The organism is Methylobacterium sp. JK268, from assembly GCF_054052225.1.
Map to the genome: position 1 here is coordinate 102,146 of NZ_JBSVZN010000010.1, position 12,873 is coordinate 115,018.

A 12,873-nucleotide genomic window follows, 5' to 3' on the forward strand; every position below is an offset into this window, starting at 1 on the left:
CACCACAGGATGGTCAGCCCGCTCCCAGCCCCGCGTCGAGCCCCGCCGCCGCCACCAGCGCGCGCGTGTAATCCTCCCGCGGCGTCTCCAGCACGGCCTGCACCGGACCCCGCTCGACCTCGCGCCCGTCGCGCAGCACCAGCACGGTATCGGCCAGCGCCCGCACCACCGCGAGGTCGTGGCTGATGAACAGGTAGGCGAGGCCGTGCGCAGCCTGGAGGTCGCGCAGCAGCGCCACGATGTCCCGCTGCACGGTGCGGTCCAGGGCGGAGGTCGGCTCGTCGAGCACCACCACCTTCGGCCGCAGGATCATCGCCCGCGCGATGGCGATGCGCTGGCGCTGGCCGCCCGAGAAGGCGTGCGGGAAGCGGTGGCGGGTCGCCGGGTCGAGCCGCACCTCGGCGAAGGCCTCGGCCGCCCGCGCGTCGCGCTCGCGGGCGCTCAGGTGCGGCGCATGGACCCGCAGGCCCTCCGCCACGATCTCGGCCGCCGTGAGCCGCGGGGAGAGCGAGCCGTTCGGATCCTGGAAGACCGGCTGGAACCCGCGTCGCAGCGGGCGCAGGGCGGCGCGGCCGAGGGCCGTCAGGTCGCGGTCCTCGAAGCGCACGATCCCGGTCGCGGCCGGTTCCAGCCGCAGCAGCGCCCGGCCGAGGCTCGACTTGCCCGAGCCCGATTCCCCCACCACGCCGAGCGTCTGGCCGGCCCGCAGCGTCAGGTCGATGCCGTGGAGCGCGACCCGCGGCGCGCCCCGCCGCAGGAGGCCGGAGCGGCCCGGATAGGCGATCCGGATCCCGCGTCCCGCCAGCACCACGGGCGCGGTCTCCGGCACCGGCGCCTTGCGGCCCGCCGGCTCGGCCGCCAGCAGGTCGCGGGTCTCGGGCGCGGCGGCGGCCGCGAACAGCCGCTCCGTCGGACCGGTCTCGACGAGGCGGCCGGCGCGCATCACGGCGGTGCGATCGGCGATGCGCCGCACGAGGCGCAGGTCGTGGGTGATGAACAGGAGGGCGAGGTTCAGCCGCGCCTTCAGGTCGGCGAGCAGCGCCAGCACCTGCGCCTGCACGGTGACGTCGAGGGCGGTGGTCGGCTCGTCGGCGATCAGCAGGTCGGGCTCGCAGGCCAGCGCCATGGCGATCATCACCCGCTGGCGCTCGCCTCCCGAGAGTTCGTGCGGGTAGGCGGAGAGGCGCGACGCCGCGTCCCGCAGGCCGACGAGCCCCAGCAGGTCGAGGGCGCGCGCCCGCGCCGCCCGGCCGTCCATCCGGCGATGCGCCCGCAGGGGCAGGGCGATCTGGTGGCCGATGGTGAAGAGCGGGTGGAGGGCGGTCATCGGCTCCTGGAAGACCATGCCGATCCGCGCGCCCCGGATCCGGTCGAGGGCGGGGCGGGGCAGGCCGATCAGCTCCGTCCCGTCGAAGACCGCCGAGCCCGCGACCCGGGCGCCCTCCGGCAGCAGGCCCATCACGGCGAGCGCCGCCTGGCTCTTGCCCGAGCCCGATTCCCCGACCAGGGCCAGGGTCTCGCCCCGGGCGATGGTGAGGTCGAGGGCGTGCAGGGCGGTGAACCCGCCATAGGCCACCGAGAGCCCGCGCAGGGCGAGGAGCGGTGCCATCTCAGGCCCCCCGCGGGTCGAGGGCGGCGCGCAGGCGGTCGCCCAGAGTGTTGAGGGTGATCAGCGTCGCCACCAGCGCCGCCGCCGGGGCGATCAGCATCCAGGGGGCGCTCTCGATGCTGCGCGCGCCGTCGGCGATCAGCACGCCCCAACTCGTCGTCGGCTCCTGCACGCCGAGGCCGAGGAAGGACAGGAAGCTCTCCAGCAGGATCACCCGCGGGATCAGCAGCGCCGCGTAGACCACCACCGGGCCGAGGGCGTTGGGAACGACGTGGCGGCGCAGGATCGCGCCCGTGCTCAGGCCCAGCGCCTCGGCGGCGCGCACGTAGTCCTGGCGGCGGATGGCGAGGGCCTCGCCGCGCACGATCCGCGCCATGTCGAGCCACTCGACGGCTCCCACCGCCAGGAAGACCAGCACCAGCGAGCGGCCGAACACCACCATGAGCAGGATCACGAAGAACACGAAGGGCAGGGCGTAGAGGATGTCGACCAAGCGCATCATCGCGGCGTCGACCGCCCCGCCGAGATAGCCCGCCGTCGCCCCGTAGGCGACGCCGATGGCGAGCGCCACCGCGGTGCCGAGGAGCCCGAGCGCCAGGGAGACCCGGCCCGCCACCAGCACGCGGGTGAGGAGGTCGCGCCCGAGGGCGTCGGTGCCGAGGAGGAAGCGCGTCTGCCGCACCGGCACCCGGACCGTGAGCCGGCGCCCGTCCTCCGCCCGCCCGGTCACGGTCGCGGGCGCGAACAGGTCGGAGCGGGCGAAGAAGGTCAGCACGCGGTCGTCGATCGGCTTGTCCGCCGCCAGCGTCGCCCGCAGGGCGCCGTCCTCCGGGACGATCGCCTCCGCCCGCACGCGCATGCGCAGGGCGAGCCGCTCCAGGGCCGGGCCGACGGTCTCGGGCCGCGGGTAGACCTGCAGGGAGGGCGGCGTGCGCGCGTAGTCGTAGTAGATCCGGTCGGGGGGGTGGCCGGTGAGGACCGGGCCCACGAGGCAGGCGAGGGCGATCAGCGCCAGCACGGCGAGGCTCGCCCGCGCGGTGCGGTCCGCCCACAGGCGGCGGCGGGACGCGGCCAGAAGCGAGAGGTCCGGCGTGCCGCTCATGCCTGCCGCACCCGCGGGTCGACCAGCGCGGTGGCGAGATCCACCAGGAGATTGAAGGCGATCACGAAGACGCCCACCAGCACCACCGTTCCCATCACCAGCGGGTAGTCGCGGTTGAGCGCGCCGTCCACGAAGGCCCGCCCGACGCCCGGCAGCCCGAAGATCGTCTCCACCACCACCGAGCCGGTGAGCAGGTTGGCGGCGGTCGGCCCCAGATAGGAGACGACCGGCAGCGCCGCCCCGCGCAGGGCGTGGAGCGCGATCACGCGGGGCGGCAGGCCGAGCGCCCGGAAGGTCCGCATCGGCAGCGTGCCCAGCGTGTCGATCAGGGCGGCGCGGGCCAGCCGGGCGATCACGGCGATCTGCGGCAGGGCGAGGGTGGCCACCGGCAGCACGAGGTGGCGCGGCGCCCCGTCCTCCCAGCCCCCCACCGGCAGCCAGCGCAGGGTGAGCCCGAAGGCGATCTGCAGCAGCGGGGCCACCACGAAGCCCGGCACCGTCATCCCGAGGGTGCCGAGCGTCATCACGGCGTGGTCGAGGAGGCTGCCCCGGAACGCCGCCGCGAGGCCGCCGAGGCCGATCCCGGCGAGGAGCGCCACCCCGAGCGCCAGGGCGCCGAGTTCGATCGAGACCGGCAGGCCGCGGGCGAACAGTTCCGCCACGCTCATGTCCCGCACCGAGAAGGAGGGTCCGAGATCGCCCGTGAGGAGCGAGGCGAGGTAGCGCCCGTACTGGACCAGGAGCGGCTGGTCGAGCCCGTAGACCCGGCGCAGATTCTCCATCGCCGAGGGGGGCAGCGGCCGCTCCAGGTCGAAGGGACCGCCCGGCGCCACCCGAGCCAGGAAGAAGGACAGGGTGACGACCAGGAACAGGGTCGGGACCGCCTGGAGCAGGCGGCGCAGCACGAAGCCGATCATCGCGGGCGCCCGGCCCGGCGGGCGGCCCCGGCCGGGCCGGGAGACGGCAGTGGGCGGCCACAGGCCATTCCGGGGATGCGTGCGCTCATGCGTCGAGCCAGAGGTTCTGGGACAGGGTGATGCCGCGGACGTTGGGCTTCAGGCCGTGCAGGCGCGAGGCCACGAGCTGCGTGTAGCGCCGATGAACGAGCGGGATCCAGGGCAGGTCTCGGAGGAAGATCTCCTCGGCCTTGAACAGGAGCCGGGCCCGCCGGTCGAGGTCGACCGTCCGGGCGGCCTCGTGCATCAGCGCGTCGTAGTCCGGATTGGCGTAGCCCCCGTGATTGAACCCGGTATTGTCGCTCTCGACCAGGAACAGGAAGTTCTGCGGGTCCGAGTAATCGGCTTGCCACGCGTAGAGCGCGAGGTCGAAGGGGGCGCCGCTGCTCAGATGCGCCGACAGGGTCTTGAAGTCCGTGCCGACGAGGCTGGCGGTGACCCCGAGCGGCTTCCACATGTCGGCGATCGCCACGATCATGTTGCGGATCTCTTCGGCCGCAGTGAAGCGGATCTCGAGCGTGAGCGGCTTGCCCCCCGGCCCGTAGCCGGCCTGCCGCAGCAGCGCGGCGGCCTGCTCCTCCCGCTCGGCGGGCGACAGGTCCTGGCCCGGCATTTCGGGCGGCGGCCGCGCATTGTCGAGCCCGGCGGGCGTCAGCGAGGAGGCGGGCAGGCGTGATCCGCTGAAGATCGCCTCCGCGAGGTAGCCGCGGTCGATGGCGATCGAGAGGGCCTGCCGCACGCGGCGATCGCCCAGCGGCGCCTTGCGGGTGTTCACCACCAGGGACGTCACGTCCAGCGCCGGCGCGACCACGAGCTGCGATCCGAACCGGGCCTGGATGTCCTTGAATTGCTGGGGCGGCACGCCGCAGGAATCGAGTTCGCCCGCCGCGAAGCGGCGCACCGCCGCGGCGAGGTCCGTCGTCGGGATGTACTCGACCTGCGGGATCCGGACCTGGGCGGCGGCGCGGTAATGCGGGTTGCTCACCACGGTGATCCGGTCGCCGGGAACGACGTCCTTCAGCCGATAGGCGCCGTTCGAGACGAGGTTTCCGGGACGCGTGAAGGCGTCGCCGTGGCGGGCGAGCGTGGGGCGGTGCACCGGGAAGCTCGCCGGGTGGCCGAGCAGTTCGAGCAGGTAGGGGGTGGGCTGCGCGAGGGTGACCACGAGCCTGCGCGCGTCCGGCGCCTCGACGCCGAGAGATTCGACCGGTGCGCCGCCGCGGTTCACCGCCTCCCCGCCGCGCAGGCAGTACAGCAGGTTCGCGTAGGGGGCGCCGGTCTTGCGATCGAGGGCGCGCCGCAGGGCGGCCGCGAAATCCTCCGCCACGACCGGGTCCCCGTTGGACCAGCGGTTCTCGGACCGCAGCGTGAAGGTCCAGGTCAGCCCGTCCTCGGAGGACGTCCACGACTCCGCCGCTCCCGGCACGATCCGGCCGCCCGGATCGTAGGTGATGAGCCCCTCGAACAGGTCGCGCAGGACCGCCTCCTCGTAGATCGAGGTGGATTTCTGCGGATCCAGGGTGCCGGGTTCCGCCGCGATCCCGCGTCGGTAGACGGCGGGGCCGGCCGCCCGGGCGGGAGCGTGGACCAGGGAGGTGGCCGCCAGGCCGGCGAGAAGGTCACGGCGACGCATGGTGGTGCTTCCTCCTGATCGCGCCCGGCCGGCGCCTCGGTGATCGCGCGCGGAGGCCCCCGCTCGCGCGGCTCGGGCCGCCGGTCGGGAGAGCCTGTCACGGTGGCGGCCCCCGCGTCGCGGCGCAATGTTCTGGTGGCATCCCCGGAACCTTGCGTCAAGACGCGGTGTTTGCCGGCGAAACCTGGTCTAGGTTAACGACTTTCGAAGAGACAGCGCCGCCAATGCGGGTTCGCATCCGCATCCCCGCCGGCCTGTCGCCGGTCGCGGTCCGACCCTGCGCACCTCACCCGTCCAGCCGCAGGAAGCGGGTCGGGGCGACCCCGCGGATGTTCGGCCGCATGCCCTCGAGACGGGGCGAGACCAGGTGCTTGCTGCGGTAATGCAGCAGCGGGATCCAGGGCAGGTCGGCGAGGACGATCTCCTCGGCCCGAAACAGAAGCCCGGCGCGGCGCGCGAGGTCGACGGTTCCCGCCGCCTCCCGCATCAGCGCGTCGAAGGCCGGATTGGCGTAGTGGCCGACATTGAAGCCGTCGTTGCCGCTCTCCAGCATGAACAGGAAGTTCTGCGGGTCCGAGTAGTCGGCGATCCAGCTGAAGCGGGCGATGTCGAAGGGGCCGCCGTCGCGCAGGTAGGCGAAGTGCGTCTTGGCGTCGGTGTTGACGAAGGTGGCGGCGATGCCGAGCGGCCGCCACATCTCGGCGAGGGCCACCATCGTGTTGCGGTTGTTGTCGGTGGTGTTGTAGCGCAGCTCGACCGTGAGCGGCGGTCGCCCCGGCCCGAATCCGGCCTCCCGCAGCAGCGCCACCGCCCGGTCCTCCCGCTCCAGGGGCGAGAGGTCCCGCCCCGGCAGTTCGGGCGGGGGCAGGGCGTTGTCGAGCCCGGCGGGGGTGAGCGAGTAGGCGGGGAGCATCGTCTCGCCCCACACCGCCTCGGCCAGGAACTCGCGGTCGACGGCCAGCGAGAGGGCCTGCCGCACCCGGCGGTCGCCCAGCGGCGGCTTGCGCAGGTTCAGGATCAGCGGAAAGACGCCGAGCGCCGGCGCGAGCCAGACCTGCGCCCCGAACCGGGCCTTCAGCGTCCTGACCTGATCCGCCGGCAGGTCGGCGAGGGAATCGATCTCGCCGGCCGCGAAGCGGCGCACCGCCCCGGCGAGGTCCGGCGTCGGGACGTAGGCGACCTGCGGGATCCGGACGCTGGCCGCGTCGCGGAAATGCGGGTTGCGGGAGGCCAGCACCCGGTCGCTCGGGACGACATCCACGAGCTGGTAGGCGCCGTTCGACACGAGGTTGCCGGGCCGGCTGAAGGCGTCGCCGAACCGGGCGAGCGAGGGCCGGTGCACCGGCGTGCTCGCCTGATGCGTCATGAGTTCCAGGAGGTAGGGCGTTGGCTGATCGAGGTCGATCACCACCGTGCGCGGGTCCGGCGCCCGCACGCCCAGGTTCTCGACCGGCCGGGCGCCCCGGTTCACGCCTTCCGCCCCGCGCAAGGGAAACAGCACGCTCGCGTACTTGGCCCCCGTCGCCGGGTCGAGGACGCGGCGGAACCCGGCCACGAAGTCCTCGGCCACCACCGGGTCGCCGTTCGACCAGCGGCCGTCGGGCCGCAGGGTGAAGGTCCAGGTCAGGCCGTCGGGCGAGGTGGTCCAGTCCGCGGCCGCGCCCGCCACGACCCGTCCCTCCGCGTCGTAGGTCGTCAGGCCCTCGAACAGGTCGAGGAGGATGGTGGCCTCGGAGAGCGACGAACTGCGGTGCGGGTCGAGGGTCTCGGGGTCGGCGTCGTTGCCGCGCCGGTAGAGGGCGGGCCGGGGGGCCGATTCGGCCGCCCGGATGGGCCGCGCGAGGGCGGCGGCGCCCAAACCCGCCAGGAGGTTGCGGCGGCGCAAGGGCGGCGCCCCGCTCAGGCGCCGGTCACGGCCTCGAAGCCGGCGGCCTCGATGCCGGCGACGGCCGCGATCTCGTCGTTGTCGGAGGTGTCGCCCGAGATGCCGACCGCCCCGACGATCCGTCCCTCCCGGCGGATCAACACGCCGCCCGGCACCGGCACCAGCCCGGCCGGACCGGCGAGATGCGTCACCGCGGCGACGAAGTACGCCTGGCTCTCCGCCCGCGCGCCGATCGCCCGCGAGCCGATCCCGAGTGCCAGCGCCCCGTTCGCCTTGGCGGCGGCGATCTCGGCGCGCTTGAGGCTGGTCCCGTCCTCGACCGCCGCCGCCTTGAGGGCCGCGCGGGCATCGAGCACCACGACGGCGAGCGGCTTCAGGGAGAGGCCCCGGGCCGTGGTGAGGGCGGTGGCGGCGATGCTCTGGGCGGCGTCGAGGGTCAGGTCCGACATGCAATGTCCCGCTTGCGTCGTGGGAAGGAGGCCTCTGATCGCATGGCCGCCCTGTCCCGTCACCGGGGCATGCGCGTGGACGCTTCCGCGCATCGGCCGCGACCGACCCGGCGCCGCACCTTTCCCTACGAATCCGAGATGGTGACAGCTGATGATGGTTTCTTGATCATGTCTCGATGAATCTGTAGGCAAATTGACCCGATTTTGTGGAAAAAATTTCTACATTTCCCAGAGAAAGTTGCCAACTTGCAACACTTAACGTCGATGTTTAGCCGGTTCAGGCTCGCGATATAGAATGGGTTTGCCCATTATCCGCTGATTCCCTTACGTCATTTTTGTGGGTCAACGAGAGGTGACCCGGCAACGTGAGGGGCGATAGATGATGGACAGAAAGCAGGGTCATTCCGCGGCACCGCGACGGGGTCTGCGGTCGGCCCTTCTCATGACGGCGGCCGGACTGGCGACCGCCGGCGCGGCGCGGGCGGCGGACCTGCCCGGCCGGAAGGCGGCGCCGGTCGACTACGTCCGGGTCTGCTCGACCCATGGCGTCGGCTTCTTCTACATTCCCGGCACCGATACCTGCTTGCGGGTCGGCGGGCGGGCGCGCTTCGACCTGCTCGCGACCAAGATCCTGACCCGGACGCCCGGCGACGGGGACGTGCTCGGTTACTCGGGAAGCGGGCGCCTGAACGTCGATTCCCGGACCACGACCGCCTACGGCACCCTGCGCGCCTTCGTGCGCTTCGTGATCGCGAGCCGCACGGGCTGGCTAACCTCCGGCGGGCTTCAGGCTCAGGCCGCCGCCTTCCCGGCCACCGGCATCGATACGGCGGGCCGCGTCCAGCAGGCCGCGGGCGTGGCCGCCGCCTTCATCCAGTTCGCCGGCCTCACGGCCGGCCGCGCCGATTCGTTCTACGATTTCTACGCGCACGACTTCGAGATCAACGGCGCCACCCTGAACTCGGACAACAGCGCCAACCTGCTCGCCTACACGGCGACGTTCGGGAACGGCTTCTCCGCCACGCTCTCGATGGAGGATCCGATCCTGCGCAAGAGCCCGATCTTCGGGGGCGGCGGCGTCGGCGTGGGGATCACCGCCAATCCGTCCCGCGGCAGCAACTACGCGCCTGTGCTGGTGACGGACGCGGCCGGCAACCCGGTCGGCTGGCAATCGGCCGACGTGGTGCAGCGCTCGCGCCTGCCGGATTTCGTCGGCGTCCTGCGCTACGACGGGGCCTGGGGCGCCGCGCAGCTCTCGGCGGCCGTGCACGAGCTGAACGCGGGCAACGGCACGATCGCCACGTCCGCGCCGCTCGGCCTGGACGACGCGCAGCGGGCGCTCCTCCCCGCCCGGGCGAATCCGGCCGGGCGCGTGGCGACGGAGTACGGCTGGGCGATCCAGGGCGGCGTCAAGCTCAACCTCCCGGGCGTCGCCGCCAACGACTTCCTCTACCTGCAGGGCGCCTACGGCGTGGGCGCCGGGAGCTACACCGGCATCTTCAACTTCAACGGCAGTTTCGGCCTGTTCGGCGCCGGCGGGTCGGGCCTGTTCGGCACCACCGCCGCCGACGCGGTCGTGGATCCGGTCACGGGCCGGCTGGCACCATCGTCGAGCTTCACGGCGGTCGCCTCGTATCTCCACTACTGGTCGCCGGAATGGCGGTCGGCCTTCTTCGGCTCCTACGGCGAGCAATCCTACAAGGCGGGGCTGCGCCGCCGCGTGGCCCTGTTCGGGGTGGCCGGCCTGCCCGTCCCGACTACGGCGGCGGGCGCCGCGGGCCTCGCGGTCAGCGACGTCTTGCGGGACTTCAACGAGGTCGTGGCGGGTCTGAGCCTGATCTGGTCGCCGGTGCGGGACCTCGATATCGGCGCTGAGGGGTTCTACGTCCGCCAGGCCGTCCCGCGCGGCAGGGTTCTCAATCCGAACAAGTCGTCGCTGAACCTCGTCACCGCCTCGGCTGAGGCGATCGCGGCGGCGCCGACCGTCTCGGCGCAGGACTCGTTCAACGTGCGGTTCCGCGTCCAGCGCGACTTCTGACCGCCGGACGCATGGGGACTCCTCCCGGGCTGGGCCCTCCTTGCAAGGACGCCCGGCCTCGGAGCGGTGGGCCGTCGCCTCCGTCGGTGATCACGGCGAGGGCGCGCACCACCGAGGACACGGGGCGCATCGCCAGGATGCGCCCCGTCTGCGGGTGCGACCCGACCCTGCTCGGCGCTCATCGCCCGTCCTCGGCGCCACAGCAGACCCGGCCGAGGAAGCGGACCGGGCGCTCCTCCGCGACGAGGGTCGGGAAGCCGGCCCGGAACGCGGCGAGGTGCGGGGTGTCGAGATGCGCGTCGAAGGCCGCGCGATCGTCGTAGACCTCGTAGAACAACACGGTCAGGGGATCGCTCTCGCTCACCGCGACGTCGAAGGTTCGGCAGCCGGGCTCGTGCGCCACCGAGGCGCGGGCATCCGCGCGGGCGAGGTCCAGGAAGGCGTCGAGGCATCCGGGCCTGACCACGAACTCGGCGATCACCACGAAGGGGCGGGGCTCGGTCATCGGCGGGCTCCTTTGAGAGGGCTCTGCTGCCGGGACCGCCGGCCGGCGCGGACCGACCGGCGGTGAGACGAGAAGCGCCTCAGGCCGCCCGCGAGGGCGCCTGCCGCACCGCGTCCTCCATCTCCCGGCGCAACGCCACCACGTCGAGGTCGTTGACCAGTTCGACGTCGTCGACGCTCACCACCTGGTCCTTGCCGACCGCGCGCTTGAGCTTGACGTTGTGGGCGAGCCCGATCGGCAGCGCGCCGAGGGCAAGGCTCTTCGAGGCCGGGATGGCGTTCGCCCAGACCGCGTAGCCGCCCTCGCCGTCGAGCATCTCGCCCGGCTTCAGGTCGCGCTTGGCGGTCGCCACCGCGTCGCCGCGGAACTCCTTCGAGCAGCCGGTGGGCTCGTGGCGCAGCACCGCCGAGAGCACGCTCACGCTCGTCTCCAGCCCGATCATGTGGAAGGGCCGCCACATCGAGCCGTACCAGCCGGACGGGTCGGTCAGGAGCCCGTACTGGCGGAAGCAGGCCCGGGTGTACTCGCTCGTCGCCTTGAAGGTGACGAAGACGCCGTACCGGATGTTGTTGAACACCTCGCGCCCGTCCGGCTCCTGGCTCGCCGCGATGTCGACGAGGCCGCTGCGGGGCAGGCGGCCGCCATCCGCCACCGGGCGGAAGACGCGGGCGAGGTCGTGCAGGCCGGTCGGCGGGAAGGCGAGGCCGTCATCCGGGCAGTCGAGCCCGGTGCCGTTGGCCACCGCCGCCATCTCGATCGCCGCCTTGGTGCCGTCCGTGAAGGAGTTGTACATCTTGGGGTTGAAGTCGCCCTTGCGGACTTCCTCCTCGGACCAGCCGAAGAAGCTCCAGACGGTGTCGGGCGTGGAGTAGCGGTAGCGCGGCTCGAAATTCATGCCCTTGCCGGCCGAGGTCAGCTCGAAGCCGCAGGAGCGCGCCCAGTCCACCAGCTCGCAGATGATGGCGGGCTGGTCCCCGTAGGCCATGCTGTAGACGACGCCGCGGCGCCGCGCCCGCTCGGCGAGGAGGGGACCGCAGAGCACGTCCGCCTCGACGTTGACCATGACCACGTGCTTGCCCGCGTCGATGGCCTGGAGCGCGTGCCGGATCCCGGCGATCGGGTGCCCGGTCGCCTCGATGATGCACTCGATCTCCTCGCAGGCGCTGAGCGCGCCGGCGTCGGGGAGCACGCAGGTACGGCCCGAGCGGACCGCGTCGCCGAGGCTCTGGGCGGCGTAGCGCTCCTCGGGCCAGCCGACCCGGGCGAGCGAGGCGCGGGCGCGGCCGACATCGAGGTCGGCGACGCCCACCACGTGCATCCCCTCGATCCGCTGCGCCTGGGCGAGCACCATGGAGCCGAACTTGCCGGCGCCGATCAGGCCGACGCGCACGGGGCGTCCGGCCGAGGCGCGGGCGTTGAGCAGGGTGGACAGGTTCATGGGCTTCCTCCTCCGCCGGGACCGCGCGACCGATCGCCCGGTAGGCGTCGGCGCGGCTCTCCGCGATTGCAACCTCGGCGGGTCTTGAGGGCCGCGCCGCGAGGTCGTGACGGGGGGACGCTAGAAGCGCGCTCCCTGTAGGACAATCCAGATTTCCGAGCCCACCGTGAAGACGGCCTAAAGGGTCGCGGCCCGCTCCTCCGCCCAGGCGTCCCGCTCGGCCCGGATCCAGTCGAGGAAGATGCGGACCTTGCGCAGGCGCAGGTGGTCGGGCGGGAAGGTCAGCCACTGCGTCACCAGGGTGACGGGAGGCGGGTCGCGCACCGGGCAGGCGAGCCGGCCGGCGCGCAGGTCGCCCCAGAGCATCAGGTCGCTCTCCAGCGCGATGCCGAGCCCGCCCGCGGCGGCGTCGATCGCCATGTGGGTGCGGTCGAACAGGAGCCGCCGCCAGCGCGCCTGAGGGGTGAGGCCCGCGCGCGCGAACCAGTGCGTCCACGGCATCTGCGACTTCACCGAGTGGATCAGCCGGTGCCGCGGCAGGTCCTCGGGCGCGAGGCTGCCCGCCGGGGCGAGGGCGGGCGCGCAGACGGGCCGGAAGCTCTCTTCCACCAGCCCCTCCGCGTAGAGGCCGGGCCAGCCGCCGGTGCCGTGGCGGATCTCGATGTCGACACTCTCCTTCTGGAAGGCGGTGGGCTCGTTGGTGCCGTCGAGGCGCAGCTCGATGTCGGGATGCGCGTCCACGAAGCGGGCGAGGCGCGGCAGCAGCCACTTCGTGGAGAGGCTCGGCGTCGCCCGCACGGTGAGCGTGGTCACGGACCGGAAGCCCTGGATGCGCTGCGTCGCCTCCATGATCCGGTCGAACTCGGCCCCGATCATCTCGAAGTAGCGCTCGCCGGCCTCGGTCAGCACGATGTTGCGGCCGGCCTTGCCGATCAGCGCGGTGCCGAGGCCCACCTCCAGCGTCTGGATCTGCTGGCTCACCGCCGAGGGCGTGACGCCGAGCTCCTCCGCCGCCCGGGTGATGCTCCCGGACCGGGCGACCGCGTGGAAGACCGAGATGGCGCGCAGCGGAACCGACATCCGATCAGTTTAGCTGCGCTACAGGGACGCGCAAACAATCTGGATTGTCCTACACGAACCCGCTCTCCTAGTCTCGGACTGGAGAACGCAGAAGTGCCCCCGCGCGGGGCGCCGCCCCGGAACGGGGTTCGCCCCGACGGGGTTCGCCCCAAGGGGGCCAGACAGGGAGGACGAGGAG

The 12,873-nt window shown here is 72.7% G+C and carries 10 protein-coding genes; 1 reads left to right on the plus strand and 9 read right to left on the minus strand.

Features of this window, described 5'->3' with window-relative positions; all coding sequences use genetic code 11:
• Nucleotides 1-13: 13 nt before the first annotated feature.
• From ACW9J6_RS12810 to ACW9J6_RS12835, 6 genes are all read right to left on the minus strand, one after another.
• Nucleotides 14-1,609, minus strand: coding sequence for an ABC transporter ATP-binding protein (locus ACW9J6_RS12810; protein ID WP_457116865.1), 1,596 nt, complete (start codon nucleotides 1,607-1,609; stop codon nucleotides 14-16).
• 1 nt (nucleotide 1,610) lies between these two features.
• Nucleotides 1,611-2,711: an ABC transporter permease gene (locus ACW9J6_RS12815; RefSeq protein ID WP_457116866.1), complete on the minus strand. Its 1,101-nt coding sequence runs from the start codon at nucleotides 2,709-2,711 to the stop codon at nucleotides 1,611-1,613.
• Nucleotides 2,708-3,628: an ABC transporter permease gene (locus ACW9J6_RS12820; protein WP_457116867.1), complete on the minus strand. Its 921-nt coding sequence runs from the start codon at nucleotides 3,626-3,628 to the stop codon at nucleotides 2,708-2,710. The genes ACW9J6_RS12815 and ACW9J6_RS12820 overlap by 4 nt, the downstream gene beginning before the upstream one ends.
• A gap of 85 nt (nucleotides 3,629-3,713) precedes the next feature.
• Nucleotides 3,714-5,300 (minus strand): peptide ABC transporter substrate-binding protein, encoded by a 1,587-nt coding sequence (locus ACW9J6_RS12825; protein WP_457116868.1) that lies wholly within the window; start codon nucleotides 5,298-5,300, stop codon nucleotides 3,714-3,716.
• Nucleotides 5,301-5,586: 286 nt separating this feature from the next.
• Nucleotides 5,587-7,185, minus strand: a complete 1,599-nt coding sequence (locus tag ACW9J6_RS12830; RefSeq protein WP_457116869.1) for a peptide ABC transporter substrate-binding protein — start codon at nucleotides 7,183-7,185, stop codon at nucleotides 5,587-5,589.
• A gap of 14 nt (nucleotides 7,186-7,199) precedes the next feature.
• Nucleotides 7,200-7,634 carry a GlcG/HbpS family heme-binding protein gene (locus ACW9J6_RS12835; RefSeq protein ID WP_457116870.1) on the minus strand — a complete coding sequence of 145 codons (435 nt, stop codon included), beginning with the start codon at nucleotides 7,632-7,634 and terminating at the stop codon, nucleotides 7,200-7,202.
• A 442-nt stretch (nucleotides 7,635-8,076) separates the two neighbouring features.
• Between ACW9J6_RS12835 and ACW9J6_RS12840 the strand changes: the two genes are divergently transcribed.
• Nucleotides 8,077-9,672, plus strand: a complete 1,596-nt coding sequence (locus ACW9J6_RS12840) for a porin (RefSeq protein ID WP_457116871.1) — start codon at nucleotides 8,077-8,079, stop codon at nucleotides 9,670-9,672.
• A gap of 178 nt (nucleotides 9,673-9,850) precedes the next feature.
• Here ACW9J6_RS12840 and ACW9J6_RS12845 read toward each other — a convergent pair whose 3' ends face one another.
• From ACW9J6_RS12845 to ACW9J6_RS12855, 3 genes are all read right to left on the minus strand, one after another.
• Nucleotides 9,851-10,177 (minus strand): putative quinol monooxygenase, encoded by a 327-nt coding sequence (locus tag ACW9J6_RS12845; RefSeq protein ID WP_457116872.1) that lies wholly within the window; start codon nucleotides 10,175-10,177, stop codon nucleotides 9,851-9,853.
• 79 nt (nucleotides 10,178-10,256) lie between these two features.
• Nucleotides 10,257-11,615, minus strand: coding sequence for an NAD(P)H-dependent oxidoreductase (locus ACW9J6_RS12850; RefSeq protein WP_457116873.1), 1,359 nt, complete (start codon nucleotides 11,613-11,615; stop codon nucleotides 10,257-10,259).
• Between the two features lie 177 nt (nucleotides 11,616-11,792).
• Nucleotides 11,793-12,695: a LysR substrate-binding domain-containing protein gene (locus ACW9J6_RS12855; protein ID WP_457116874.1), complete on the minus strand. Its 903-nt coding sequence runs from the start codon at nucleotides 12,693-12,695 to the stop codon at nucleotides 11,793-11,795.
• Nucleotides 12,696-12,873 lie beyond the last annotated feature (178 nt).

Excerpts from the sequence above, each read along its gene's own strand:
- ACW9J6_RS12810 (WP_457116865.1), bottom strand. The coding sequence starts at position 1,609 with ATGGCACCGCTCCTCGCCCTGCGCGGGCTCTCGGTGGCCTATGGCGGG.
- ACW9J6_RS12815 (WP_457116866.1), bottom strand. The coding sequence starts at position 2,711 with ATGAGCGGCACGCCGGACCTCTCGCTTCTGGCCGCGTCCCGCCGCCGC.
- ACW9J6_RS12820 (WP_457116867.1), bottom strand. The coding sequence starts at position 3,628 with ATGATCGGCTTCGTGCTGCGCCGCCTGCTCCAGGCGGTCCCGACCCTG.
- ACW9J6_RS12825 (WP_457116868.1), bottom strand. The coding sequence starts at position 5,300 with ATGCGTCGCCGTGACCTTCTCGCCGGCCTGGCGGCCACCTCCCTGGTC.
- ACW9J6_RS12835 (WP_457116870.1), bottom strand. The coding sequence starts at position 7,634 with ATGTCGGACCTGACCCTCGACGCCGCCCAGAGCATCGCCGCCACCGCC.
- ACW9J6_RS12840 (WP_457116871.1), top strand. The coding sequence starts at position 8,077 with ATGACGGCGGCCGGACTGGCGACCGCCGGCGCGGCGCGGGCGGCGGAC.
- ACW9J6_RS12845 (WP_457116872.1), bottom strand. The coding sequence starts at position 10,177 with ATGACCGAGCCCCGCCCCTTCGTGGTGATCGCCGAGTTCGTGGTCAGG.
- ACW9J6_RS12850 (WP_457116873.1), bottom strand. The coding sequence starts at position 11,615 with ATGAACCTGTCCACCCTGCTCAACGCCCGCGCCTCGGCCGGACGCCCC.
- ACW9J6_RS12855 (WP_457116874.1), bottom strand. The coding sequence starts at position 12,695 with ATGTCGGTTCCGCTGCGCGCCATCTCGGTCTTCCACGCGGTCGCCCGG.